The 25,267-nt window shown below is 59.4% G+C and carries 19 protein-coding genes and 4 tRNA genes; 19 read left to right on the forward strand and 4 right to left on the reverse strand.

The annotated features are described in order from the left end of the window. The first annotated feature begins 435 nt into the window (after positions 1-435). The gene (gene argS, locus SFHG_RS03705) at positions 436-2,148 is read left to right on the forward strand and encodes an arginine--tRNA ligase (RefSeq protein ID WP_042433936.1); all 1,713 of its coding nucleotides are present in this window, start codon (positions 436-438) and stop codon (positions 2,146-2,148) included. Between the two features lie 174 nt (positions 2,149-2,322). On the opposite strand, the gene SFHG_RS03710 is transcribed toward argS, so the two are convergent. After that, entirely contained in the window at positions 2,323-4,380 is a 2,058-nt protein-coding gene (locus tag SFHG_RS03710; protein ID WP_042433939.1) for a cation:proton antiporter, read from the reverse strand. 763 nt (positions 4,381-5,143) lie between these two features. On the opposite strand from SFHG_RS03710, the gene SFHG_RS03715 reads away from it, so the two are divergent. From SFHG_RS03715 to sstT, 6 genes are all read left to right on the forward strand, one after another. After that, positions 5,144-5,220: transfer RNA gene (locus SFHG_RS03715), tRNA-His, on the forward strand. Positions 5,221-5,252: 32 nt separating this feature from the next. Continuing rightward, positions 5,253-5,328: transfer RNA gene (locus SFHG_RS03720), tRNA-Lys, on the forward strand. Between the two features lie 45 nt (positions 5,329-5,373). Next, a tRNA-Lys gene (locus tag SFHG_RS03725) sits at positions 5,374-5,449 on the forward strand. 149 nt (positions 5,450-5,598) lie between these two features. Beyond that, on the forward strand, positions 5,599-7,128 hold the full coding sequence (locus SFHG_RS03730) for an NYN domain-containing protein (protein ID WP_042433942.1): 1,530 nt from the start codon (positions 5,599-5,601) through the stop codon (positions 7,126-7,128). Positions 7,129-7,281: 153 nt separating this feature from the next. Next, positions 7,282-7,367: transfer RNA gene (locus SFHG_RS03735), tRNA-Leu, on the forward strand. A 101-nt stretch (positions 7,368-7,468) separates the two neighbouring features. Next, positions 7,469-8,707 carry a serine/threonine transporter SstT gene (gene sstT / locus SFHG_RS03740; protein WP_042433947.1) on the forward strand — a complete coding sequence of 413 codons (1,239 nt, stop codon included), beginning with the start codon at positions 7,469-7,471 and terminating at the stop codon, positions 8,705-8,707. 348 nt (positions 8,708-9,055) lie between these two features. Here the strand turns inward: sstT and SFHG_RS03745 are convergent, their stop codons facing one another. Continuing rightward, positions 9,056-9,418: a hypothetical protein gene (locus tag SFHG_RS03745; protein ID WP_042433949.1), complete on the reverse strand. Its 363-nt coding sequence runs from the start codon at positions 9,416-9,418 to the stop codon at positions 9,056-9,058. Positions 9,419-9,671: 253 nt separating this feature from the next. Between SFHG_RS03745 and tig the strand changes: the two genes are divergently transcribed. The 11 genes from tig (at position 9,672) to SFHG_RS03800 (ending at position 22,861) form a co-directional block, all read left to right on the forward strand. Beyond that, the gene (gene tig, locus SFHG_RS03750; RefSeq protein WP_052297823.1) at positions 9,672-11,054 is read left to right on the forward strand and encodes a trigger factor; all 1,383 of its coding nucleotides are present in this window, start codon (positions 9,672-9,674) and stop codon (positions 11,052-11,054) included. Positions 11,055-11,236: 182 nt separating this feature from the next. Beyond that, positions 11,237-11,857: an ATP-dependent Clp protease proteolytic subunit gene (locus SFHG_RS03755; protein WP_042433952.1), complete on the forward strand. Its 621-nt coding sequence runs from the start codon at positions 11,237-11,239 to the stop codon at positions 11,855-11,857. A 14-nt stretch (positions 11,858-11,871) separates the two neighbouring features. Continuing rightward, on the forward strand, positions 11,872-13,224 hold the full coding sequence (gene clpX / locus SFHG_RS03760) for an ATP-dependent Clp protease ATP-binding subunit ClpX (protein WP_042433954.1): 1,353 nt from the start codon (positions 11,872-11,874) through the stop codon (positions 13,222-13,224). Position 13,225: 1 nt separating this feature from the next. Next, positions 13,226-15,901, forward strand: coding sequence for a valine--tRNA ligase (locus SFHG_RS03765; RefSeq protein WP_042433957.1), 2,676 nt, complete (start codon positions 13,226-13,228; stop codon positions 15,899-15,901). Positions 15,902-16,024: 123 nt separating this feature from the next. Beyond that, positions 16,025-16,372, forward strand: coding sequence for a 50S ribosomal protein L19 (rplS, locus tag SFHG_RS03770; protein ID WP_042433961.1), 348 nt, complete (start codon positions 16,025-16,027; stop codon positions 16,370-16,372). 161 nt (positions 16,373-16,533) lie between these two features. After that, positions 16,534-17,313, forward strand: coding sequence for a ribonuclease HII (locus SFHG_RS03775; protein ID WP_042433964.1), 780 nt, complete (start codon positions 16,534-16,536; stop codon positions 17,311-17,313). A gap of 249 nt (positions 17,314-17,562) precedes the next feature. Next, positions 17,563-18,021 carry a YraN family protein gene (locus tag SFHG_RS03780; RefSeq protein WP_042433967.1) on the forward strand — a complete coding sequence of 153 codons (459 nt, stop codon included), beginning with the start codon at positions 17,563-17,565 and terminating at the stop codon, positions 18,019-18,021. Then, on the forward strand, positions 18,018-19,508 hold the full coding sequence (locus SFHG_RS03785) for a YifB family Mg chelatase-like AAA ATPase (protein ID WP_042433969.1): 1,491 nt from the start codon (positions 18,018-18,020) through the stop codon (positions 19,506-19,508). Before SFHG_RS03780 ends, SFHG_RS03785 begins: the two co-directional genes overlap by 4 nt. Beyond that, positions 19,505-20,482 (forward strand): DNA-processing protein DprA, encoded by a 978-nt coding sequence (gene dprA / locus SFHG_RS03790; RefSeq protein ID WP_202898081.1) that lies wholly within the window; start codon positions 19,505-19,507, stop codon positions 20,480-20,482. Before SFHG_RS03785 ends, dprA begins: the two co-directional genes overlap by 4 nt. 20 nt (positions 20,483-20,502) lie before the next feature. Beyond that, positions 20,503-21,900, forward strand: coding sequence for a methylenetetrahydrofolate--tRNA-(uracil(54)-C(5))-methyltransferase (FADH(2)-oxidizing) TrmFO (gene trmFO / locus SFHG_RS03795; RefSeq protein ID WP_148514751.1), 1,398 nt, complete (start codon positions 20,503-20,505; stop codon positions 21,898-21,900). After that, positions 21,890-22,861 carry a tyrosine recombinase gene (locus SFHG_RS03800; protein ID WP_042433975.1) on the forward strand — a complete coding sequence of 324 codons (972 nt, stop codon included), beginning with the start codon at positions 21,890-21,892 and terminating at the stop codon, positions 22,859-22,861. Before trmFO ends, SFHG_RS03800 begins: the two co-directional genes overlap by 11 nt. An 89-nt stretch (positions 22,862-22,950) precedes the next feature. Here SFHG_RS03800 and SFHG_RS03805 read toward each other — a convergent pair whose 3' ends face one another. Both SFHG_RS03805 and SFHG_RS03810 read right to left on the reverse strand, forming a co-directional pair. Beyond that, on the reverse strand, positions 22,951-23,298 hold the full coding sequence (locus tag SFHG_RS03805; RefSeq protein ID WP_042433977.1) for a nitrous oxide-stimulated promoter family protein: 348 nt from the start codon (positions 23,296-23,298) through the stop codon (positions 22,951-22,953). Positions 23,299-23,310: 12 nt separating this feature from the next. Next, complete coding sequence (locus SFHG_RS03810) at positions 23,311-24,078, reverse strand: hypothetical protein (protein ID WP_042433980.1); 768 nt, start codon at positions 24,076-24,078, stop codon at positions 23,311-23,313. A gap of 316 nt (positions 24,079-24,394) precedes the next feature. Here SFHG_RS03810 and SFHG_RS03815 point away from each other — a divergent pair, with 316 nt between their 5' ends. Next, positions 24,395-25,234 carry a TerC family protein gene (locus SFHG_RS03815; RefSeq protein ID WP_042433982.1) on the forward strand — a complete coding sequence of 280 codons (840 nt, stop codon included), beginning with the start codon at positions 24,395-24,397 and terminating at the stop codon, positions 25,232-25,234. Positions 25,235-25,267: the final 33 nt, after the last annotated feature.

The raw sequence follows: 25,267 nt of genomic DNA on the forward strand, positions 1-25,267 counted from the left end.
CACCGTCATCGTTGCTTAATTCGATGACTGGCATTGTTTGCTGATCCTTCCCGTAATCATGTCTATTTGAGCACGGTGCAGCAAACATGGAGAATGAACGATGATGATTCTGAATAGCGTACAACTTGCGTTTTGAGCTCATTCTCGATTGTTCTCGCTCCCATGGTTTCGTTCGTTTGCTCATCGCGAACGGAAACTCAGACAATCGCTTACTCGCGACAGTGCGTGCGCATGCCCTGTCGCACCTCCTAAAGCCTTTGCCTTTGTTCAAGATTTGATCTTTGGGCAAGGCCTGAAAGCTCCCCCGCATATGCGAGGGAGCTTTTGGTTTTCGGTTTACCGTGTTGCCTGGCGACTGCATATCGGATTGTTGGGACAAGCATGGTAAGATGCAGAACTATGTATTCGGTGCTAGCTTAAGGAAGTTTTATCAACATGCAAATTCGCGAAGAACTGGAAAACCTCATTGCGGCTTCCATTGCCGCTGCTTGTGACGACGCAACGCTGGAGCTGGCCGAGCGTCCTGCTCCGGCACTTGAGCGTCCTCGCGACCTATCCAATGGCGATTGGGCTTCGACCGTTGCCATGCGTACGGCAAAGCTGGCCCATAAAAATCCGCGCGAGATTGCGCAGATTATCGTTGATCATCTGCCCGAAAACAACATGATCGCATCTGTCGAGATCGCAGGTCCTGGTTTCATCAACATTAAGTTGACGCCTTCCGCGTTCCAGTCTGTTGCTGCTCGTGTGCGTGCAGAGCGTTTCGACTTCGGCAAGGGTACGTTGCCTGAAGGTACTCCTCGTAACGTCAACCTTGAGTATGTGTCTGCCAATCCTACGGGTCCGATGCATGTCGGTCATGGCCGCTGGGCAACGCTTGGCGATGCCATTGCGCGCGTTATGCGTCATGCGGGTTATCAGGTATCCGAAGAGTATTACATCAACGACCATGGCGTTCAGATGGATGTCTTCGGTAATTCGGTTTCCGTTCGCTATATGCAGTTGCTTGGTCACGATATCGAGATGCCTGAGAAGTGCTATGGCGGCGGCTATGTGAAGGATATCGCCCAGGGCATCATCGATCGCGATGGCAACAAGTGGGAGAGCGTCAGCGACCAGGAGCGCATAGAGGCGTTCCGTGAAATCGCTTATCAGGAGATGCTCGATCTTATCCGTGAAACCCTCACCGGTTTTGGTACCACGTTCGATACCTGGTTTAGCGAGCGCAGCCTTTACGAGGTCGACGAAAACGGCACGTCGCCCGTCTCCCGCTCTCTTGAGATCATGAACGAGAAGGGTTACCTGTACGACAAGGATGGCGCCACCTGGTTTCGTTCCACCGATTTCGGCGATGATAAGGACCGTGTTCTGGTCAAGGAAAACGGCGAATACACGTACTTCATGTCCGATGTCGCCTACCACTACGATAAGATGCAGCGTGGGTTCGACCACCTGATCGACCTGTGGGGTGCCGATCATCATGGTTACATCCGCCGCTGCGAGGCCATGCTTGCCGCATGGGGCTATCCTGGCGCGCTTGAGGTCGTGCTGGGACAGCTGGTCAACCTGTTCCGCGATGGCGAAGCTGTGCGTATGTCCAAGCGTACGGGCGAGATGGTCACTTTCGCCGAGCTTATCGATGAAGTTGGCGTGGACGCTACGCGCTTCCTGATGCTCTCGCGTTCCTCCGATCAGCCTATCGACTTCGATATCGAGGTTGCCAAGAAGAAGGACAACTCCAACCCGGTGTACTACGTGCAGTATGCTCATGCGCGCATTTGCTCTGTTTTGCGCAAGGCAGCTGGCGAAGGTGCCGAGTCGCTGTCTGCTGATGAGCTGGCTGCAAAGGTCATCCCCGCAGATGTCGACCTTAGCGTGCTCACGCACGAGTCCGAGATCGCCCTTATGCGCAAGATGGATGACTTTGGCGAGCTTGTGGCCCTGGCAGCGCGCGACCGTGCTCCGTTCCGCTTGACGCATTATGCGCAGGAGCTTGCCGGCTTGTTCCATCAGTTCTATACCAATTGTCATATCGTCGGCGAAGATCCCGCCATTCAAAACGCCCGTTTGGCTCTTGCCGATGCAACGCGTACGGTATTGGCTTTGACGCTCGATCTTATCGGTGTGTCCGCTCCCGAGCGCATGTAGGCTTTCATTGAGCTCAACTGCTCAGTAAAATGGCCGCCCTTTTGGGCGGCCATTTTATTCTAGCTTTAGCCTACCCTCTGCACCCTTAGCGCAAGAGGCGGTAAACCACGACTTATAGGACAAATTGTGTGTCAAGTTTTGGTAGTTGACATAGGTTAACTACCAAAACTTATTCTAGACGTTGTCCTCCAGGTCCATTTGCATGAGGTTGACGTTCTCTCGCAGACGCTTTGCCGCTACGCGGGAAAGCTCGCCATCGTCGTAGCGGGTCTGGATCTGCTCAAGCTCGATTTCCAAGCCAAGTCGCTCGACGTCGGCGCTTTTATCTTGCGTTGTCGTGAACGTGGTGATGGAAGGGGCGGCGGCGCGCAGCGTTCTCAGCAAACGCTGATATTCGATGAGCAGCTTCGAGATGTCCTCGGCATTGGCGGGGGAGTTTCCAGCCAGCTCTTCATGAAGTTTGTCAACCACATGCTCGTAGCATTTGATTTGCAGGGCTCTTGTTGCTTGCGTGGTCTCGCTTAGTTCGGCTCCGGGAACCTTATGGACGATTTCCTGCAAGCTGCGTCTGCCGAACGTCCTCCATCGTATGAAATGCTGTCGGAGGTTTGCGCGCACGGAGTGTTGGTGCATGATTAGCTCTTCCATGCGTGCAAGGCGCATGAGGTACTGATATCCAGCGAAACGATCCACCTCGTCGGCATCGATAAGGTTTCGAGCGAATTCGCGTTCCCAGGCCAGCGTGCGCAGGCGCAACTTCATGTTGGGCTCATCTTCTATGCCATTGAGTTCTTTGATCTTTTTGATGCGGTCGTTGTATTGGCGAACAACGATCTGCGTTGCTGCGCGCGTTTCCGGTGTTTGGCAGGCGGACAGCTCCTCGATCACGACGCGAAGGATATCAAGGTTTGCTTGGACATCGCGTTCAAGCTGTTCGGTATTATCGCGTTTCTTTTGGGGGGCCAGGATCGGAACCACGAAGGTGGCGAGCAAAAGCGTGACCACGATCACGCCGCACGCCAAGAACAGGATCAGCTGACGTTGCGCGATAGCTTGTGGGAGGGTCAGGATCACCGCCAGGGTAACGGTGCCTTTCGGGCCTCCAAGCGTCATGATAGCGGCGGAATGCACGTCATGGGCAAGCGATTTACGCGGCTCGGGAGCGATGTTCTTTTCTTTCGCGGCTTTCTCGTTGCGCTTTGCGACATGTCGGTGGTGCACGCGCTCCATCAGCAGCACCCATACGAAGCGAACGGCGATAAGGATCAAGCTGATGGTCAGCACGTATATGAGCAACGTCCAGTTCGAGATGGCCACGTTGCTCCAGGTGGTTTGCATGGCGCGCGGCAGCTGCGTTCCCAGCAACACGAACACGATGCCGTTGAGCGTGAAGGAGATCACGCGCCATACGCTGGTGGAGACGATGTTCAGACGGGACACCGAGGGTCCGGCGGTGCGAGGCGAGATGACGTTGACCAGGCCGGCGGCAACTACTGCCAGGATGCCGCTACCGCCGAGCTGGTCGGCGGCTAGAAACACGATGAACGGGGTGAATACCTCGAACAGAACATGGAACGTGGTGTTCTCAAGGCCCCAGGATCGCACGAGGCGAACGATACCGTTGCCGATGACTCCGAGTATCAAGCCGAACGCGATGCCGCCCACAAACTCCAGCAGAAACTCGCCAATGGCGTGAGCGGGGGAGAAGGCGCCGGTCATAGCCGCGGCTATGGCGAACTGAAAGGCTACGATACCCGAGGCATCGTTGATAAGGGATTCGCCCTTAAGGAGCGCTTTGCATCGCGGGCTGATGTCGGCATCTTTCGATGCGGCCGATACGGCGATGGGGTCGGTAGGGCCAAGCGCCGCGCCCAGCGCGAACGCCGCGGCAAGCGAAATGGAGGGGATCATGGCGTTCACGAAAAAGCCCACGGCAACGATAATCGCCAGGATCAAGCCGATTGCCAGCGACAAGATAGAGCGTCTGTTGCGCCACAATTCCGTTTTCTTGGCTTCTTTCGCCTCATGGAACAGCAGCGGGGCGATGAACAAGACTAAGAATAGCTCCGATTCGTCGAACAGCAGATCGATTTGCCGTCCTGCGACCACGGCGATGGCAAGGCCTAGGCCGATTTGGATAAGCGGTGATGACACTTTAGGTACAAGCTGGTCAATCACCGACGATGCCAGAACAGCGGCGAGCATAAGCAATATAAGCAGGAATGTCTCCATATGGGTGTCTCCAAGTATTCAACGGGAATGACCATATTGTAACCCGAGCGGTAGCTTCTATTTGGTTAACGGCATGTGACCGTAGTGCATTTGCACAAAAATTTGCGTGTCGTCATATCGCCTTTGCCGCTATGTTCTATAAGCCCCTGCCGTTGAAGGCGAACGCGAGATGGTGGTTTCGCCATGTGCGCTCGCCGTGTTATGCGGTGTTTTAGATGAGTTGATGCAAAGCCGGGGTAAATGGCTCGATGGTTGATCGGGGAAGGTGGCTGAGGCTCCTAACACCATTGCCTTATATGGAGGATATAACGTGCCGCATATAGCGGATGCGAAGCATGCATTGCGAGGCGTTGCGGCGATGTATGCTTGGCGCGGCTTTCGTTCATGGCAACGCTGCGATCCGATTTGATGCAAGATAACCGGCCCCTTTACGCGAACGCCTCCTATCGCGTCGGAGGGCATTCGGCATTTGCCCTTGGAAGGGAACTCCTCAAACTTGGTCGTGGATGCCGATTCTGGGCAATGGCGGAAGCGAAGCGCCCGGACGAGCTCGCGCGAATCAGGTGGGCTTCAGCCTTCGTCTCCAGAATGGGCTGCCCCTGTTCAGCTGATGCATAATCGGTTGAGTTCGATAGCGGAAGCGAAGCTCTCGGATGAACTCGCAAACCAAGCGCTAGGCGGTTTCAAAAACCTTTTCGAAAAAAGTTTCGAAAAGGGGGTTGCACAGATTTTGGAAGTGCGTATAATACTTACTCGCGCCTTGGTGGGTGTGGCCTAGTTGGTTAGGGCGCCAGATTGTGGCTCTGGAGGTCGAGGGTTCGAATCCCTTCACCCACCCCATCGCGCAGCTGTTTGACATAGTGTGTTTACTTGGACCGTTAGCTTAGTTGGTAGAGCAGGGGACTCTTAATCCCAAGGTCCGGGGTTCGAGTCCCCGACGGTCCACCATTTTGAACATGCTTGTTAAACGAACCTTCACATATTCTTTTTCTTGGACTGTTAGCTTAGTTGGTAGAGCAGGGGACTCTTAATCCCAAGGTCCGGGGTTCGAGTCCCCGACAGTCCACCATGTGAATCCAAGCCTCGCATATGCGGGGCTTTTTCTTTTTCATACATTGTGATTATGGTTGCCTGCAATCAGCTTTCACGTGCGGCGCTGTCGTACAATGTGCACGACACATCTTGCCCACGGGAGCAGATTCCCTAAAAGGAGACATATTGGATTCCAAATCATCTGAGAAACGATTTGCGCTTATCATCGATGCGGACAACGTTTCTGCAAAGTACATCAAGCCGATCACCGACGAACTGTCAAAATATGGCACTATTACCTACAAGCGTATCTATGGCGACTGGACGAGCACGTTGCATGCGAAATGGAAAGATTCGCTGCTTGAGAACTCGATCACGCCCATTCAGCAGTTCAGTTACACCACGGGTAAAAACGCCACCGATTCTGCAATGATCATCGATGCCATGGACATCATGTACACCGGAGCGGTCGAGGGGTTTTGCATCGTTTCCAGCGATAGCGATTTCACGCGTCTTGCAAGCCGCATCCGCGAAAGCGGCCTCACCGTCATCGGTATGGGGGAGAAGAAGACGCCCGTTCCGTTTCGCAAGGCGTGCGATATCTTCACCACGCTTGAGCTGCTTGTGGGCGAAGGCGGCAAAGCGTCCCGGCGCGGCCATCGGGGGCAGGCGGCTTCGAATGCGGGGCAGGGCAGCGGGCCGAGCATCGAGCAGGTCGAGCGTGCTGTGGCCGATATCGTTACGGATAACCAGAATAACGGTAAGGCTACGGGCCTTGGAGAGGTTGGGAGTCGTCTTCTCAAGCGCTATCCCGATTTCGATGTGCGCAGCTATGGCACTAATCAGCTTACGAAGTTGCTCGGCGAGTTCTCCAGCGTTCAGATCACCAAGGATGGCAATAGCGTGATGGTGGAGTTGACGGAAAGCTCCACGGCTCCCGCCGACGATCGAACTGGCGACGATGGGCGAGCGGGGACGGCGGTTCCCGCAGATTCCGAAAACCGAGCTGATGACAATGCCGCCGAACTGCAGGATGGTGCATCCGAAGCGCAGGAGAGCGACAAGCCACGTCGATCCCGCAGGTCCCGATCCCGCAGGTCCCGCTCGAAAGCCAGCAGCACTGGCGATAGGGCGCAATCCTTCGATGGCGAATCGGATAAGGCCGAGCTTGTCCTGGAGGATAAGGTCGAGATCGAAGAGGTTCTCTCGTCTGAGGAATCCGTTGCGACGGGCCGTCACCCTCATGACCGAGCCGATGATGCCTCCCATGATGGGGCGGTTTCGGTTGATGCGGCTGCTGTCGGAACCTTCGATGGGGCGCAGGCTGATGCCACATTGGCGGACCACTCCGAAGCTGGTCGTGCATTCGATGCCGCCGACGAAGCGTCTGTTGCGCTGGAGGATGGGGAAGAGCGTGCTGCCCAGCCTGAGGCTTGGGACTCCAGACCGGCTCGCAAGCGTCGCAAGCTTTCGCGTGCTCAACGGTCCGAGAAGATGCACGGGCAGACCCCCGAACAGCTCATCTTCGATGCTGTGCGCGATGCGGGCGTCGACGGGGTCGGCATCGTCGATCTGTCCAAGCTTGTGCGCAGCACGTTCAAGTCGTTTAAGGTTCGCGACCACGGGTTCGCTCAAATGCGGCAGTACATCGCTTCTCTAGCTGACATTAAGGTTGAGAAGCGGGGCAGCGATTATTTCGCCGTGCTCGAAGAATAGGCTTGCGCCTTACGCGGTCGCTGCATTGTCCGGCGCATCATGTGTTTCCATCCGGTAAAATCCGCCGTTTGGGGCGATAACCGGTCAATCCACCCTGTCGCCTGCTGCAGGTTTTGCTATGATTGCAAGGCGCAAATTTGCGTAGATGGGCGTGCGGGCGTGGCGGAATTGGCAGACGCGCCAGATTTAGGTTCTGGTGGGCAACCCCCGTGAAGGTTCAAGTCCTTTCGCCCGCACCATTTGAGGGGAGCATGCACGCATGCATGTTCCCCTCAGCTGCTTTATGCTGAAGCTTGCTTTCCCTGTTGCAGGGCAAGGCGGGCGGGAAGGAACGAATGATATGGAAACATTGAAGGCAATCGGGCGGAAGTGGAACGACATCAGCCTGATCAAGCGCATTCTCGTCGGTTTGGTTATCGGCGCTGTTTTGGGTGTGTTTTGGCCGGGTAACGACGTGCTCGAGATGTTCGGCACGTTGTTCGTCTCCGCGTTGAAGGGCGTGGCACCCATCCTGGTATTCTTCTTGGTCATCAGCGCGCTTGCAAACGCCAAGGGCGCCGGTGCCATGAAGGTGGTCGTGATCTTGTATTTGGCTGCTACGTTCATTGCGGCGTTCGTCGCCGTTTTGATGAGCTCCCTGTTCCCCGTGGAGCTTACCTTGGCCGCGGCGCAGGACACCTCTGCGGCTCCTTCCGATATTGGGTCGGTGTTCTCCAAGCTTTTGCTGTCCATCGCCTCCAACCCCGTTGATGCCCTGACCAACGCGAATTACCTGGGCATCCTTGCGTGGGCTGTGCTGCTCGGCATCGCCTTGCGTCATGCCAAGGACGGCGTGAAGGAGGTCTTCGCCTCTATCTCCGACGCGGTTTCGCAGGTCGTGCGTTGGATCATCTCCCTGGCTCCGTTCGGCATCATGGGCTTGGTGTACACCTCGGTCAGCACCAACGGCCTTGAGATCTTCACCGAGTACGGTCAGCTTCTGTTGGTGCTCCTTGCCGCCATGGCCGTGGTCGCCTTCGTGACCAATCCTCTTTTGGCGTTTGCGTGCTTCCGCAAGAACCCCTATCCGCTGGTGTGGCGTTGCACGAAGGACTCCGGCGTTACGGCGTTTTTCACCCGCAGCTCCGCGGCTAACATCCCTGTGAACATGGAGCTGTGCAAGAAGCTGGGCCTGAACAAGGACAACTACTCCGTGTCCATCCCCTTGGGCGCGACCATCAACATGGGCGGTGCCGCTGTGACCATCTCCCTGATGGCTATGATGGCTGCGCACACCATGGGCGTTGAGGTCGGTTTCGGCACCGCTGTCATCCTGGGCGCGCTTTCCGCCGTGTCCGCTTGCGGCGCTTCCGGCGTCGCCGGCGGCAGCCTGCTGCTCATCCCGCTGGCCTGCAGCCTGTTCGGCATCGGGAACGACGTGGCCATGCAGGTCGTCGGCATCGGCTTTGTGATCGGCGTTATCCAGGACTCCGTGGAGACGGCTATCAACTCCTCCACCGACGTGCTGTTCGCGGCTTCCGCCGAGTACATGCAGTGGCGTCGTGAGGGCCGCGATTTTAAGCCCGGTGCGGATGCGTAGGGTCTAAGCGATAAGCTGAATATCCCAACACCTTGGAAAGGGGCGCATGTCGCGCCCCTTTCTTGCGTTTTGCGTCGGGTCTGGCATTCGGGCGCGTCCTGTTTTTGCATGTTGGCGTTCGGGGTCTGCTTAGGAGGGTTTTGGGGCTGGGCATGGCCGTTGGATGTCGTTGACGGATATCAAAAACCACCAAAGGCGGAACGGTTGCGACAAGCGTGGGCAAACCGGGGGCACGCTTAGTGTGGCATCGCCATTGACGCTCAATTGTATTTTGAGGGGTATACGCGGTGGCAACGAAAAAGGGCGCCTCAGCGCCCTTGAATCGTTTATGGAAGAGGGGATTGCGTGCTATCCCGCAAACCTGCCCAACAAAAAGCCGATGATCACGCATGCAGCAGCGAAGCAAGCTGAAAGACCCACAAGCCGGGTGTCATGATGCTTGTCTCGGTTGCGCTCTTCCTGCTCCTTGCGTTTTGCGGGGAAGTAGGAGTAGCCGTCGGTGGTTATGGCTACCACAGTGCCTCGACGATCGTCCGGACGTTTGGCAAGCGCGCCTCGTTCGATCAACTCGCGCTGCAGATCATCGTCGGGACGCAACGGGAATGCGCAGCGATAGACCAGCTCGCCGTCGACGGTGCAGGTTGCGCGTTCGTAATCGAGCAAGCGGCCAAGTTCCCGCTCTTGCAGGATGTTCAATTCGATGGAAGCCATGATGATTTCCTCTGGTGCGTTGAGTGTGCGTTTTCAGACATAGTTATGATACCCTGAACAGGTTCGTTTTGGTAGGCAAATGTGGCAAGCGGCGCGGTGGTTTTCCCGCGTCCCATTGCGCGGTCGATGCTTGCGTTTCCGTGGTTCGTTCGTGAACGCGGGAGCTCAGCTTTATCGAGCGGGTGGAATGTGCCATAATAACAGGTCGGTGCGCTATAGCACCTATGAGCAAGTAACGATGGAGGATAGCTACGTGGAAACTAAAGTTGAGGCTCTTGAGGGCAACCGCGCGAAGGTGACCATCACCCTCGATGCCAAGGACGTCGACGCCCGTATCAAGAATACGTATAAGGAATTCGCTAACAAGTACAACTTCCCCGGGTTCCGCAAGGGCAAGGCCCCGCGTCCCATTATCGATAACGCTCTGGGCAAGGACGCCGTCCGCGCTTCCGTCGCCGACGAAGTGGTGAACGGCCTTTCCCCCATCGCCATCGACGAAAAGGGCCTGTTCCCGATCAGCAAGCCCGAGTTCGCTGAGGAGCCCGGCCTGGTCGAGGACGGCAAGGAGTACTCCTACACCTTCACCATCGAGTGCAAGCCCGAGGTCGAGCTCGACAGCTACGAGCCCGTCGAGATCGAGCTTCCCGGCGAAGAGGCCACCGATGAGGAGATCGAGGACCAGATCGAGCACTTCCGCGAGCATTACTTCACGTTCAAGGATGCCCCGGCCAACACCAAGGTCAAGGTCGACTCCGAGCTGACCATCGCCATGAAGTCCACCGACGACAAGGGCGAGGCCATCGAGAGCCTGTCCACCGAGGAGCGCCCCTACACCATGGGCGCCGGCCTTCTGCCCGAGGAGTTCGAGGAGAAGCTGGTGGGCCTGAAGAAGGGCCAGACCGCAGAGTTCGACCTGGACATGCCGGCCAACCCGCCCGTTCTGCTGCGCGCCCTTAAGGACAAGACTGAGAAGATCCACTTCGACGTCGAGGTCAAAGCCGTCCGCAAGAAGATTCTCCCCGAGGTCACCGATGAGTGGGTCAAGGAGACCCTGGGCTTCGAGAACGTCGAGGAGCTGCGCACGCGCCTGGCTGAGAGCCTGACCGCTCAGAAGAAGTCCATGCTGCCGGGCCTGAAGGAGCGCGCTTGCCTGAACAAGCTCATCGAGCGCATGGATGTCGAGGTTCCCGCCGCCATGGCCGAGGCTGCTGAGGCCAACCTGCTGCAGGAGCTGTTCCAGCAGCTGCAGGCTTCCGGCATGTCCTTCGACGCCTATCTGCAGCAGATGGGCCTGAAGGCTGAGAACTTCAAGGACGACATCAAGCTGCAGGCCGCTGACAACGTCAAGCAGGACCTGGCTCTGGACGCTTGGGCCCGTCATTTCGACATGCAGGTCTCCGATGCCGACGTCACCATGGAATTCGTGAAGTCCGGCGTTGAGGATCCGGCCGCTCTGGAAGAGGATTGGCGCAAGAACGGCCAGCTGCACATGGTTCGCGAGGGCGTGCTGCGCACGAAGGCTGTCACGGACCTGATGGACAAGGCGGTTGTCACCGAGGTTCAGCCGAAGGCTGCCGACGAGAAGCCGGCTAAGAAGACCGCCAAGAAGGCTGCCAAGGCCGACGACGCCGAATAGCACAAGCTGTCAGCCATTTTCAGCCCGCCCAGGAGGTGCGCGCGTGATCGTGCGCACGCCTGGGCGGGCTGTGGTTACTCCATGAATGCGTCATAGCGCTTGCGCGCGCGGCCATGTTGCCGCACTATAGCTATCAAACCTTTTGGCCGCTGCGGCGGCTTTTCAAGAGAAGCGAGGCTTACATGAGTTTCAACCCACATTCTGCTCTGATCCCCTACGTTGTGGAGCAGTCGCCGCGTGGCGAGCGCAGCTACGATATCTATTCCCGCTTGCTCAACGAGCGCATCATCTTCTTGGGCGAGCAGATCGACGACCAGGTGGCCAACTCCGTGGTCGCGCAGCTGCTTCATTTGGAGTCGGCCGATCCTGAAAAGGACATCAGCCTCTACATCAACTCCCCGGGCGGCAGCGTGACCGCTGGTCTGGGCATCCTTGATACTATGAACTTCATCAAGTGCGATGTTTCCACCATCTGCTTGGGCGAGTGCGCTTCCATGGCAGCCGTGCTGCTGTCTAACGGCGCAAAGGGCAAGCGTCTGTGCCTGCCCAATTCCATGGTGCTCATCCATCAGCCTTCCGGCGGTGCTCAGGGTCAGCAGACCGAGATCGCCATCGTGGCCGACTTCATGCTGAAAACCCGCCAGCGCCTGAACAAGATCCTGGCCGATAACACCGGCCAGTCTCTGGACACCATCCAGCGCGACACTGAACGCGACAATTACATGACCGCCGAGCAGGCACTCGAGTACGGCCTTGTCGACCGTATCGTCACGTCCCGTGCGGCAATGGCCAAATCTGAATAGGAACGATAATCTCGATGAACGATAGACACGACGATCAATACGCGGGCAAGGACCCCAAGGACATCGTGTGCGCATTCTGCGGCAAGCATCCGCATCAGGTTGCGGCCATGATCTCGGGCCCGAACGGCATCTATATCTGCGATGAGTGCATATCCGTATGCGCCGACGCCATGATGCGCGACCTGGGTTTGCAGGTGCCCGCCATGGGTGAGGCCGGCAACGACAGGGTTGTAGAGGCCCATATGGAGCAAGATGCAGCGCCTAGCCCCGAGCTCGTGCTCTCGCAGCTTCCTACGCCCCATGAGCTGTATGCCGAGCTGTCCGAGCATGTGGTGGGGCAGGAGGCCGCGAAGCGGGCTTTGTCCGTTGCGGTGTATAACCATTACAAGCGCATCAGCCTTGGCGAGCAGGCCAAGGAAGGCGATGTCGAGCTTGCGAAATCGAACATCATGCTGCTGGGGCCCACGGGCTCAGGCAAAACGCTGCTGGCCCAAACTCTCGCCCGTACGCTGCAGGTTCCGTTCGCCATCGCGGATGCGACCACGCTCACCGAAGCCGGCTATGTCGGCGAGGACGTCGAGAACATCCTGCTCAAGCTCATCACGGCAGCTGATTTCAATATCGAGCGAGCCGAGATCGGCATCATCTACATCGACGAGATCGACAAGGTGGCCCGTAAGGCCGAGAACCTTTCCATCACGCGCGATGTGTCGGGCGAAGGTGTTCAGCAGGCGCTGCTCAAGATCGTCGAGGGGACCGAGGCATCCGTGCCGCCGCAGGGCGGCCGTAAGCATCCTCAGCAGGAGCTTATCCATATCGACACCACCAACATCCTGTTCATCTTGGGCGGTGCGTTCGTGGGTTTGGCGGACATCATCGCCGAGCGAGTCGGCAAGTCGGGCTTGGGCTTCAATGCCGATATGCCCGAGTCCAAAAAGCACGCCGATGCCGCGCTGCTGGCGCAGGTTCTGCCCGAGGATTTGAACAAGTTCGGCATGATCCCCGAATTCGTCGGCCGCATCCCGGTCGTCACTAGCTTGTCCGAGCTTTCCGAGGACGATCTGGTGCGCATTCTGACCGAGCCGAAGAACGCGTTGGTCAAGCAGTACAAGCGCATGTTCGAATTCGAGGAATCCGAACTGACGTTTACCGACGAGTCCCTCCGTGCCATCGCGCGCGAGGCCTTGGAGCACGGCACGGGCGCGCGCGGCCTGCGCAGCATCTGCGAGCGCGTGTTGCAAAACGTTATGTATGACCTGCCGGAGCACGAAGGTGCTTCGACGGTGGTGGTTCGCGCCACCGATATCACAGGGGAGACCACCCCGGTGATCGCTTCTATTCCCGAGCAACCGGAGATGAGCGTCTAACATGGAAGAAATGCCGAAAACCTACGATACCGCCGCCGTTGAGCAGCGCATGCTGGACAAGTGGCTTGAGGGCGACTATTACCGTCGCAGCGCCGGCGTCGGCGATTGCACGGTGACCATCCCGCCGCCCAACGTCACGGGCAAGCTGCATATGGGCCACGCTATGGATGACACCATCCAGGACACGTTCGTTCGCTTCAACCGCATGCGCGGTCGTTCCACGCGTTGGATCCTGGGAACGGACCACGCTGGCATCGCCACGCAGACCAAGGTGGACAAGAAGCTTGCCGCCGAGGGCATCTCGCGCCGCGAGATCGGCCGTGACAAGTTCATCGATGCGTGCTGGGACTGGACCAACGAGTACGGCGGATTCATCGTCGAGCAGGTCAAGCGCATGGGTTGCTCCGTTGATTTCTCCGACCCGCACTTCACTATGGACGAAGATTACGCCAAGGGCGTGCGCAAGGTGTTCTGCGACTGGTATCACGACGACCTGATTTATCGCGGCAAGCGCATCGTGAACTGGTGCCCGCATTGCACCACGGCCATCGCCGATGACGAGGCGGAGTACAAAGAGGAAGACGGCCACCTGTGGCATTTGCGCTACCCGTTGGTCGAGCCTATCGACGGTCAGGACTACATCGTGGTCGCAACCACCCGTCCGGAAACCATGCTGGGCGACACAGGCGTTGCCGTATCCCCGAAAGACCATGACAAGGATAAGTTCGTGGGCGCGAAGGTCATGCTGCCCATCATGGATCGCGAGATCCCGATCTTCTCCGATTTCTACGTCGACGCGGGTTTCGGCTCCGGTTTTGTAAAGGTCACCCCCGCTCATGACCCCAACGACTTCGCCATGGGCGAGCGTCACGGCTTGGAGAAAATCAACATCTTCGACGAGACGGCGCATGTCGTGGAGGGCTACGGTCAGTTCACCGGCATGAGCCGCGAGGAGTGCCGTGAGGCCGTTGTGGCGTGGTTCGAGGAGCATGGCCTGCTCGATCATGTAGAGGACCATCATCATTCGGTCATGCACTGCTACCGCTGCGACTCCGCACTGGAACCGTGGCTGTCCGAGCAGTGGTTCGTGGCCGTCGACAAGCTGAAGGGCCCGGCTACCGAGGCAGTCACCTCCGGCAAGATCAAGTTCCATCCCGAGCGCTGGACGCAGTCCTACCTCACCTGGATGGAGAACCTCAAGGACTGGTGCATCTCCCGCCAGCTGTGGTGGGGCCATCGCATTCCCGTGTTCTACTGCGAGGATTGCGGTTGGGAAGATGCGCTCATGGAAGACACCGACGTGTGCCCGAAGTGCGGCGGCCATCACGTGCGCCAGGACGAGGACGTTTTGGATACCTGGTTCTCCAGCCAGTTGTGGACCTTCGCTACGCAGGGTTGGCCCGACAACATCGAGCTGTTGAAGGGGCATCATCCCACGGCTGCTTTGTTCACCGCACGCGATATCATCGCGCTGTGGGTTGCGCGCATGATCATGGCCTCTACCTACTTCCTGGACGAGATCCCGTTCCATGACGTGGTCATCTACGCCACCATCCTGGCCAAGGACGGCACCCGCATGTCCAAGTCCAAGGGCAACGGCGTCAACCCCATGGACCTTATCGAGAAGTACGGCGCCGACGCCATGCGCTTCAACCTGCTCACGCTCGTCACCAACAACCAGGACGTGCGCTTCGATGCCAACATCGACAAGAAGACCCGCGAGCTCATCGACAGCCCGCGTACCGAGCAGGCGCGTTCGTTCGTCACGAAGATCTGGAACGCCAGCCGCTTCGTGCTCGGTAACCTGGAGGGCTTCACTCCTGGCGAGCCTGTGGCGCGCACCCAGGCGGATGCGTGGATTTTCAGCCGCCTGGCCCGCCTGTCCAAGGTTGTCACGGAAGGGATTTCCGCATACCAGTTCGGCGAGGTTGCGCGCGAGCTGCACAACTTCTTCTGGAACGAGTTCTGCGATTGGTACATCGAGTTTTCGAAGGCCAGCCTGCGCGCCGAGGGCGAGGAGCGCCTGCAGACGCAGCGCAATCTGGTGTTCGTGCTGGACAACGCGCTTCGCCTGCTGCATCCGGCCATGCCGTTCGTGACCGAGGCCATCTGGGAGCATCTTCCCAAGGCCGAAGGCGAGAAGCCGGCGCTTATGGTCGCGGCGTGGCCCGAGCCTGAGACGCTTGCGTCTTGGATCGACCCCGAGGCCGAGCGCGCGGTCGGCATGCTGTGCGGCGTCGTGGGCGCCGTGCGCTCCACGCGTGCCCGCTACGGCATCAGCCCCAAGCAGGAGCTTGCGGTCGTGGTGAACGCTCAGCCCGAGAACGTAACCGTGCTCGAGGAACTTTCCTCGCAGATCTCCGTCATGGCACGTGTGTCCGAGTTCGCGGTCGCCGCAGGCGCGCCCAAGCCCGCTGAGAGCGCGGCCGTGGTGGTCGAGGGCGCCGAGGTGTATAGCGTGCTCACCGGCATGGTCGATTTCGACGCCGAGCGCACCCGTCTTGCCAAGGAGCAGAAGAAGCTTGCCGGCGATGCCGCCAAGTTCTCCAAGAAGCTGTCCAATCCGGGCTTCTTGGCAAAGGCTGCTCCCGAGATCGTGGAGAAGGACCGCGCCAAGCTCGCCGAGATCGAGGACCAGTTGGCTCGTGTCGAGGCTCAGCTGGCCGAGCTTGGGTAGTTGTGAAGGAATTCGCAGCTAGCGGACCAAATAACTTGCACGATAAGGGCAATGGCGGTATACTGTCCAATCGTGTCTTGTGACAAGTAAAGGTTTTACTGAACATATAAGAAGGAACAGGCAATGGATATCATTCGCGCAATCGAGCAGCAGCAGATCAAGTCCGATCTCCCCGAATTCCACGTTGGCGACAACGTCAAGGTTCACTATCGCATCACCGAGGGTAACCGTGAGCGTATCCAGGTGTTCCAGGGCGACGTGATCCGTCGTCACGGTCATGGCGTTCGCGAGACGTTCACCGTCCGTAAGATCAGCTTCTCCATCGGCGTTGAGCGTACCTTCCCGGTGCACTCCCCGAAGATCGACAAGATCGAGGTCACCCGTAAGGGCGATGTCCGTCGCGCCAAGCTGTACTACCTCCGCGACAAGGTGGGCAAGGCCGCCAAGATCAAGGAGAAGTCCTTCCGCTAAGCCGATATTCGGCATATGCGACTTCAAGAACCCCTCATCCGAATGGAGGAGGGGTTCTTTTTGATTCGGAACACGTCTACATTTACTTGCTATCGGATTTGGCTCTATCGGCTGGGATGAAAAGGTCCGAGAGATTATCGTTCCATACAGGAGAGGAAACCATGGGTCCAACGGTTGCAGAGATCAAATCGAAGCTACAAGCTGCCGATGCTGCTGAGTTTGCTGTTCTTGAGCGTTCGTTGGTTGCGGATACACGCAAGGGGGTTCTTGCGGCGGTCGAATCGGCTCGAAGGCGGCTTGTCGTCGAGGCTCAGGAAGCTGCGCGCCTGGAGGGGATGTACGCCTTCCAAAACGATATCGCCCATGGGGGCTTGGTGGTCGGCCTTGATGAGGTTGGGCGCGGTCCGTTGGCGGGTCCGTTGGCGGTGGGCGCAGTGGTGCTGCCGGATCAGCCGCATATCCCGGGTCTCAATGATTCCAAGCAGGTGAAACCGGAATCGCGCGAGGTCATTGCTGGTCGCATCAAGGAGATTGCGCTTGCCTGGGCCGTCCAATACGTTTCACCCGAGGATATCGATGCCAATGGGATGACGGCTTCGTTGTTGCATGCGTTTCGGGCTGCCCTTGCGGAAGTGGAGTCAGCGGGCGTGAAGCCCGACACGGTGCTGCTCGATGGCAATCCATTGCATATGGACCCGCGAGAGGTGAACGTGGTGAAAGGCGACGGGAAATGCGCATCCATCGCTGCGGCGTCCATTGTGGCGAAGGTCGAGCGAGATGCGCTTATGTGCGAGTATGCCCGGCAGTACCCCGAGTATGATTTCTCGTCTAACAAAGGATATGCCAGCGCCGCGCATATCCAGGCTATCAAGGACCATGGGCTTTGTCCGATTCACCGGGCTTCCTTTTGCCATGCGTTCACGCAGGAAAGCTTGTTTTGATCGGCGTCTGCGCAGTGCCTAGGCATTGCGTGCGTGGTTGGGCGGCGGTGAGCGTTGTTCTTAATGGTTGGCATGCTTTGCTCTATCTGCAGGCCTTATGCGAAGGTGGGGCCTTTGCGTGCCTGTCGCCTGATTTGACATGATTCGATGCGGCTCTGCAAGCTTGCGTGGCGTTATCTGCAAGGTTCACACAAGGGTTGTGCAAGATGGCGTCGTTAAGGTGGGTCATAGCGAGGAAAGGAGCACGCTATGGCCGAATCACGCCATGACGATCAACAAGATGAGCAAAGCGAAAACCAGGCTTCCAAAGACATCGAGGGCGCTGCCAACCAACCCAATATGCATAACAAGCGCCTGGGCCGTTTAGGGGAGGATGTCGCGGCGCGTTACCTGGTGTCTCGCGGTTATGAGATCATCGCGCGGAACTGGACGTGCCAGGCTGGCGAGGCGGATATCATCGCACGTGATGATGATATCTTGGTGTTCGCCGAGGTGAAGACGCGATCGAGTACCGAGAAAGGCTTTCCCAGCGAAGCCGTCGACAGCAAAAAGCGTGGGAAGTATCTCAAGATCGCCGAGCTTTTCACAAGCAGATACGATGCTGAAGACCTGCAGGTTCGTTTCGATGTCATGTCGTTGGTCGTCACCGACAACGCGCACGCCACTATCCGTCATTACATCAACGCCTTCGGGGCCGAGTCGCTATGAGCGCGTCGTGCGTGGTGCATGCCGCAACGTTGCGCGGCGTGCAGGCGGTTCCCGTTGAGGTCGAAGTGTGCGTGAGCAATGGGATGCCGGGCTTTTCGGTGGTCGGGATGGCCGATGCTTCGGTGCAGGAATCGCGGGAGCGCGTGCGGGCTGCGTTGCGAGCCTGCGGTTTCAGCATGCCGAGCAGCAAAGTGGTGGTGAACCTTGCACCGAGCGCGCTGCGCAAAACCGGTTCCGGCTTCGACCTTCCCATAGCCGTCGGCCTGCTGTGCGCAACGGGCCAAGTGAACCCTGCCGTGCTCGATGGCGTGCTGTTTGCCGGGGAGCTCTCGTTGGAAGGGGCGGTGCGGCCGATTGCCGGCTTGCTTGCCTACGCCTTGTGCGCCCAGCGGCAGGACCTTGCGCTTGTCAGCGCGGCTGAGGACGGCGCGGGGCGCATAGAGGGCATAAGGCGGCGCGTCATCGAATCGCTTGGGCAGCTGCGCCGTGGAGAGTTCGCCGAGCTTGGGGGCGCGTTGGCGCCTGAAAAGCCCCAGGAACTTGATTTTCGCGACATCGCGGGTCATGACATGGCCAAGCGCGCATTTCAGATAGCGGCGGCAGGCGGCCATGGTCTGCTGATGATGGGCCCTCCGGGTTCCGGCAAGACCATGCTGGCGTCGCGTCTGCCCTCGATCTTGGCCCCCTTGTCGCGCTCGGAGGCGCTTGAGGCGGCGGTCATCCATTCCGTTGCCGGTCGGGATGCCGCGCCGCTGCTGGCGGGCGTCAGGCCGTTTCATGCACCTCATCATTGCGCTACTCTGGCGGGTTTGGTGGGCGGGGGATCGCCTCCGCGACCAGGCGCCATCTCGATGGCGCATAACGGGGTGCTGTTTTTGGACGAGCTGCCTGAATTCGCTCCTTCGGTGTTGCAGGGCATTCGGCAGCCCATGGAGGCCGGCGAAGTTGTGGTAACGCGAGCTGATGGAAGCGTCCGCTTTCCTGCGCGCTTCATGCTGGTGGCGGCCGCCAACCCGTGCCCCTGCGGCTTTTTCGGCGACTCCGAGCGCACGTGCACCTGTTCGCAGCGCCAGGTGCATCAATATCAGGGACGTGTGGGCGGGCCGCTCATGGACCGCATCGACGTGCATATCGATGTCGCACGCATCCCGCCGGGGCAGGTGCTGTCCACGGGACACGGGACCTCGTCGGCGAAGCTTCGCGAAGGCGTGCTTGCGGCTCGAGAATACGCATCGTGGCGCCGCAGCACCACGGGTTTTGATGAGCGCGCGCGTCAGGCCGAGGTGTTGGTCGAGTCCTGCGCGATGAGCGAAGCCGATCGCGACTTTCTGGAGAAGTTAGCCGCATCCGGATCGATGAGCGGGCGCGCCATCATGCGCACGTTGGCGCTGGCGAGAACCATCGCCGATATGGAGCAGGTGCCTAAGGTGGGCCGAGACCACTTATGCGAAGCGGTTGGCTTTCGATTGCGCGAAGGGGGCGCATGATGACGAGCGGACGGCGGGAGGGGCACGGCGTGCGGCTGGCGGGGATGAGGACGGTGCTCCTGCCCGACGACCCAAGGTTTCCCGCAGCTTTGCGCGTCATCCCGCGACCGCCGAAGCGGCTGTATGTGCTGGGCGACCCCGAGGCGCTTACGGAGGGGCTTGCCGTGGTGGGCGCGCGTAAGGCCACGCCTTACGGCATCGGCGCGGCGAAGCGCTTTGCGCGGCTTGCGGCGCAGCGGGGCATCGCGGTCATATCAGGCGGCGCACGGGGTTGCGACGCCGCCGCTCACGAGGCGGCGCTTTCCGAAGGCGCGCCCACGGTGGCGTTTTTGGGTGGCGGCTGCGATGTGCCGTACCCTCGAGAGCATGCGGGCCTGTTCGAGCGGATAGCGCTCTCCGGTGGAGCGGTGGTTTCCGAGCATGCTTGGGACGCGCCGGCTTTGCCTCAGCAGTTCCGCACGCGCAATCGGCTTATTGCGGGTTTGGCGCGGGCGACGCTCATTGTGGAGGCCGGTTTGCCTTCGGGGACCTTCTCCACCGCCGATGAAGCGCTTGCGGCGGGTCGTGACGTGTTGGTGGTGCCCGGCGCCATCAACTCGGCTTCTTCGAAGGGGGCGAATCGTTTGCTCGTGCAGGGGGCGTTTCCCGTAGTCGACGATGAATCGTTTTCCGATGTGCTTTTCAGCGTGTTCGGCTGCTTGAAGATGCAAGATGCTGATGAGCTGGGCGGGAAAGGGGGTCAAGCAGGCTCGGCCGGCTCGAGGGGTGCCCGCGGCGCAAGCCGCGCGGCCACGGACCCGATCACGGCAGCGCTGCAGGCGGAGCCGTTAGGTATGGAGCAGCTCTACGAACTGGCGAGCGAGCACTGTGGCAAGCGGGATGCGCGCGCCTGGTTGATGGAGCGGTTGGCGGTAGGCGAGCAAGCTGGTTCGTTCGCGCGTTATCCTGATGGGCGTTGGGGGCCGCGGGCCTAGCGTCTGGTATGCTATGGGCTATGGATACTACGAAACTAATCTCAATCATCGGGGCCGGCCTTGCGGGAAGCGAGGCGGCCTTGCAGCTAGCGGACCGAGGATTCTCGGTCCGCCTTGTGGAAATGCGCCCCGAAAAGGGAACGCCCGTGCATAAAACCGGCCTGTGCGCCGAGCTGGTCTGCTCGAACAGCCTGAAGAGCACGAAGCCGGAAAGCGCGGCGGGCATGCTGAAAGCCGAGCTTGCCGCGCTCGGCTCGCAGGTGCACGCCGCCGCCCTCGACAATGCCGTGGCAGCCGGAGGCGCCCTTGCGGTCGATCGCGAGGCGTTCGCCCGCCAGATCACTCAACGCATCCAGGAGCACCCGGGCATTTCCCTGGAGCACGCGGAGGTGCGCTCGGTGCAGCAGGCCTGCGAGGGCGCCGATGCCGTCATCCTGGCGTCCGGTCCGTTGACCTCCGATGCTTTGGCGGAATCGCTTTCCCAGATCACGGGGTCGGATCATATGGCGTTCTACGACGCGGCGGCGCCCATCGTCATGGCCGATTCGCTGGACATGGGCAAGCTGTTCCGCCAAAGCCGCTACGAGGATGCGGGCGGCCAGGTGGGCGACTATCTGAACGCGCCGTTCTCGCGCGAGGAATACGAGGCGTTCATCGAGCAGCTGATCGGCGCCGATCGCGTGATCCGGCGCGAATTCGAGACGCGCGATCTGTTCCAGGCTTGCCAGCCCATCGAGGAGATCGCCCGCAAGGGCGTCGATGCGCCTCGCTTCGGCACGCTCAAGCCCGTCGGCCTGACCGATCCCGCTACGGGCAGGCGCCCATGGGCCGCCTTGCAGCTTCGCGCCGAGGATGCGTATGGGGAAAGCTATAACCTGGTGGGTTTCCAAACCAACTTGACGTTCCCCGAGCAAAAGCGCGTGTTCCGTATGATCCCGGGTTTGGAGCAAGCCGAGTTCGCGCGTTATGGCGTCATGCATCGCAACACGTTCATCAACGCCCCGAAGCTATTGACGCCCGAGCTTAGGCTTCGCAGCACCGGTGGCGTCGATGTGCCCGTGTTCGTGGCGGGTCAGCTGGCGGGCACCGAGGGTTATTGCGAGGCGATCCGTTCCGGGCTTCATGCGGCGTTGCATGTCGCCGCGCTGCTCGGCGATGTGGAGGCTCCGCAGCTGCCGGTGGAAACGGCGTTTGGCGCATTGCTGGCATACGCCACCGATCCCGACACCGTCGATTATCAGCCCATGCACGTGAACTTCGGCATCATGGAGCCGCTTGAGCAGCGAATCCGCAACAAGGGGCAGCGCTATGCGGCCTATGCCGAGCGCGGGTCGCAGGCCCTTGAGCGCTATTGCGACGAGCTGCGCGCCTGCGGGCTTTTGGGCTGCGCGGGGGAAGCTGTCGGGCATGGCGCCTAAGGCCCACCCCGCTTGCGACGATAAGGCGCCCAAGGATGTGGATGCGCGCCTGTTCTCGGCTATCGAGCGCTTCATCGGCTCGTGGCGTACCGAGCGCAACCCCTCCGAGAACACCGTGCGCGCGTATCGCATCGACCTGCTCGATTATGCCCGATGGGCAAAGCGAACGTGCGTCGACGGGCTGCATCCTACCCACCGGCAGCTTCGCCGCTATTTAAGCCAGCTTGAGCAGGCGCAGTACTCGCGTGCCACGGTCAATCGCAGGTTGTCCGCCGTGCGAACCTTCTTCCAGTGGCTTAACGTCAACGGGATCGTGTCGGAGGACCCTGCCAGCGCGCTTTCCGGTCCCAAGCAGCCGCAGCGCCTGCCGCATCATCTTCGCCCGCAAGACGTTGCCGCGCTGCTAGGCGTATACGGCAAGCGGCTTGATTCCCAAGGGCGCGATGAGCGCGCGCCTTCCGAGATGCGCAATCAGGCGTTGCTCGAGTTTCTGTATGCGTGCGGGGCGCGCATATCGGAGGCTTCGGGGCTATTGCTTTGCGCGGTTGATTTTGATCAGGGACAATGCCGTGTGCTCGGCAAGGGGGCTAAGGAGCGCATCGTGCCTTTGCACGATCTTGCGCTTTCGAGCATGCGCACGTATCTGCTGTTCGCGCGGCCCCTGCTTGTCAAGGATAAGGAATGTCCCTACTTCTTCGTTTCAACGCGGGGTAACCAAATGGGTACCGATGCGATGCGCAAGATGTTCAAACAGGCGCTTGCCGCAGCGGGGCTTCCGTCCACCATTACGCCGCACGACCTGCGCCACACCTTCGCCACCGACGTGCTGAGCGGCGGCGCCGATTTGCGCGGCGTTCAGGAGATGCTCGGTCACGCAAGCCTGTCCACCACGCAGATTTACACGCATACCACTCCCGAGCGTTTGGGCGCCGAGCATCATCGGGCGCATCCCAGGGGGTGATATGCGGTTCGGGCGATTTGCTTCGCGCAAGTGTTCGATTGTAGGGGTGCGGATTAGGAAAACGCCACGCAATCGCGTGGCGTTTCCGATTATCTCCCTAGCAGATGCCTGATCGCGGCAACGGGGTGCTTCGTTATCATGCGCGGACCGCTGTATCGCATGACCTGGCGGATGCGCTCGCGCATTTCCGGCTTGTAGCAGTGGTTCTCGCAGGCGTCGCAGCTGGTCTTCACGTGCATTTTGCGGCATCGGCGCGTGCGCAACGCCGCGTATTCGTCAAGCTGGGCGCATTCCGGGCACACTGCTTCGCCGCATACGGCGGTTTCGGTCCTGCTGGCAGGCTCATGGTTGCCAGCGCAGTACAGCGCCACCATCTGAGAGATGGTCTTCTCTTCGCGAGCTCGGCGTTTCGCGATCTGCGGGGTGTCTTGCTGCATAGGGGGGCCGTTCTACATGGCCGTCAGGCGAATGCCCACGTATGCTGCGGTGCTCGGCAGGCCTTTGATGTCGTATTTGTCTGACAGCGGGGCCGCGGACACGCGCCAGGTGTAGGTGACGTCATCGATGTCGACGGTGCCGGTTTGGAAGGTGTTGCCCACCTCGTCGGTGTCCGTGGACGCGCTTGCGGCCTGGAATCCCTCGGCGGCGACGGCTGCCTGGATGGCGGCCTCGAGCGTGCTCGAGGAGAAATCGGCGTACTTGACCGCCATGGTCAAGGTATCGGAGCGGTCGACGGTAAGCGTCCAGCTGCCGTTGAGCAGCAGTGCCGCTTGGGATGCCGAAAGGCCGCCCACGCCCTTCGCGTACATGGCGGCTGCATCGGCAACGGTGACGTCTTCGGGAAGCTTGACCAGATCAAGGCCGGCGGTGCCTTCTGCGGTTCGGTTGTACACGGTGTAGCCCGCTGCCGAGAGCGAATCCAGAATCGCCTGATCGTCCATATCCGCCATCTGCGTGAGAACGGGTAGGTTGTAGCTGACCGTGCGCGAGAGGTTCTCCTCCACGCTTGCCTTATTCTGGGTGTTCGAATCGTTCACCGCGGTGATGGCCCCGGCCGCCAGGCGAACGCCGATGATCACGGCGATGACGACGAAAACCGCCATGACGATCTGCTGGCTGCGCGGCATGTCCATAGGGCGCAGCAGGCTTGAGCCGTCCATGTAGCGGATATTGCCCTGTTCGATGGAGTAATCGGTATGGCGATGGAATAACGACATGGGTACCTGCCTGTCGGTTTTTAGTCGGTTTGTGTGCGTGGGTAAGTATAGCATTGCCCTAAGGGGGCGCTCATGGTAGCCTACGGAATGCCCATGGGGGAGTAGCTGGCAGGACATACCTGCGGTGCGTTCAACATCGTGGCCGACAACGGTCTGGCGTACCTGAAATTGCAAGACTCATGGCGCAACGTTTTTCAATGCGTTGCGCCATGAGTCTTTTTTGTTGCGCTGCTCATCTGACGAGACGGGGTAAACCGCGCGCCGTGCGCAACGGCGCGCTTTGGATCGGACGAAACGACATAAAGGAGCAATGACAATGGATCTTTCCATCTTTGCCACGCCCGAAGCTTGGATCAGCCTGCTGACGCTGATGTTTTTGGAGGTGGTGCTGGGCGTGGACAACATCGTGTTCATCTCCATCACCACTAACCGCCTGGCGCCCGAGCACCAGCATATCGGTCGTAAGCTCGGTTTGTTGGGCGCTATGATATCGCGCTGCATCTTCTTGTGCTTTGCAAGCTATTTGGTACATATGACCAAACCGCTGTTCACGTTGGACCTGGGCTTTTTCCAGCATGCGTTCAACGTGCGCGACCTGGTGCTGCTGGCGGGCGGCGCATACCTCATCTACAAGGGCATCGACGAGCTTCGCGACGTGCTGGCCTTGACCGAGGAGAAGGCCGCGCATTCCGAGGAGCACAAGCAGCTGCACCGCATCGGCCTGGGCCAGGCTATCGCCACCATCATGGTTATGGACCTGGTGTTCTCCATTGATTCGGTCATCACCGCGGTGGGCTTGGCGGAGCATCTGATCATCATGATCATGGCGGTCATCTTCGCCATCGTCATCATGATGGTGTTCATCGATGCCATCGCCGATTTCATCAACAGGCACACGGAGATGAAGATCTTGGCCTTGGTGTTCATCACCGTCATCGGCTTGCTGCTGTTCTTCGATTCGCTGGGCATCAACTCCGGCATCGAGGTGCTCGGCATGCACATGGAGAAGCTCATGGTGTACTGCGCCATGGTGTTCGCGGTGGTGCTGGAGCTCATTCAAATGCGCTACAGCTCGAACCTGGCGAAGTGGAAGGAAGAGCGCAGGAAGGAGCAGCTCGAAGGCGAGCAGCTCAAGAGCGAGCAGGCGAACAGCTAGCCTGTCTGCTCCGATGCGAGTTTGGACGCCCGC

The sequence above is a fragment of the Senegalimassilia anaerobia JC110 genome (assembly GCF_000236865.1).
In the GTDB taxonomy this organism is placed as follows: domain Bacteria; phylum Actinomycetota; class Coriobacteriia; order Coriobacteriales; family Eggerthellaceae; genus Senegalimassilia; species Senegalimassilia anaerobia.

Bases quoted from the DNA above. Each gene is read 5' to 3' on its own strand.
- SFHG_RS03805 (WP_042433977.1), bottom strand. From the start codon at position 23,298: ATGCAGCAAGACACCCCGCAGATCGCGAAACGCCGAGCTCGCGAAGAG.
- SFHG_RS03815 (WP_042433982.1), top strand. From the start codon at position 24,395: ATGGATCTTTCCATCTTTGCCACGCCCGAAGCTTGGATCAGCCTGCTG.
- SFHG_RS03765 (WP_042433957.1), top strand. From the start codon at position 13,226: ATGGAAGAAATGCCGAAAACCTACGATACCGCCGCCGTTGAGCAGCGC.
- SFHG_RS03745 (WP_042433949.1), bottom strand. From the start codon at position 9,418: ATGGCTTCCATCGAATTGAACATCCTGCAAGAGCGGGAACTTGGCCGC.
- clpX (WP_042433954.1), top strand. From the start codon at position 11,872: ATGAACGATAGACACGACGATCAATACGCGGGCAAGGACCCCAAGGAC.
- SFHG_RS03775 (WP_042433964.1), top strand. From the start codon at position 16,534: ATGGGTCCAACGGTTGCAGAGATCAAATCGAAGCTACAAGCTGCCGAT.
- SFHG_RS03755 (WP_042433952.1), top strand. From the start codon at position 11,237: ATGAGTTTCAACCCACATTCTGCTCTGATCCCCTACGTTGTGGAGCAG.
- SFHG_RS03780 (WP_042433967.1), top strand. From the start codon at position 17,563: ATGGCCGAATCACGCCATGACGATCAACAAGATGAGCAAAGCGAAAAC.
- trmFO (WP_148514751.1), top strand. From the start codon at position 20,503: ATGGATACTACGAAACTAATCTCAATCATCGGGGCCGGCCTTGCGGGA.
- dprA (WP_202898081.1), top strand. From the start codon at position 19,505: ATGATGACGAGCGGACGGCGGGAGGGGCACGGCGTGCGGCTGGCGGGG.
- argS (WP_042433936.1), top strand. From the start codon at position 436: ATGCAAATTCGCGAAGAACTGGAAAACCTCATTGCGGCTTCCATTGCC.
- SFHG_RS03710 (WP_042433939.1), bottom strand. From the start codon at position 4,380: ATGGAGACATTCCTGCTTATATTGCTTATGCTCGCCGCTGTTCTGGCA.
- sstT (WP_042433947.1), top strand. From the start codon at position 7,469: ATGGAAACATTGAAGGCAATCGGGCGGAAGTGGAACGACATCAGCCTG.
- SFHG_RS03810 (WP_042433980.1), bottom strand. From the start codon at position 24,078: ATGTCGTTATTCCATCGCCATACCGATTACTCCATCGAACAGGGCAAT.
- SFHG_RS03785 (WP_042433969.1), top strand. From the start codon at position 18,018: ATGAGCGCGTCGTGCGTGGTGCATGCCGCAACGTTGCGCGGCGTGCAG.
- SFHG_RS03800 (WP_042433975.1), top strand. From the start codon at position 21,890: ATGGCGCCTAAGGCCCACCCCGCTTGCGACGATAAGGCGCCCAAGGAT.
- rplS (WP_042433961.1), top strand. From the start codon at position 16,025: ATGGATATCATTCGCGCAATCGAGCAGCAGCAGATCAAGTCCGATCTC.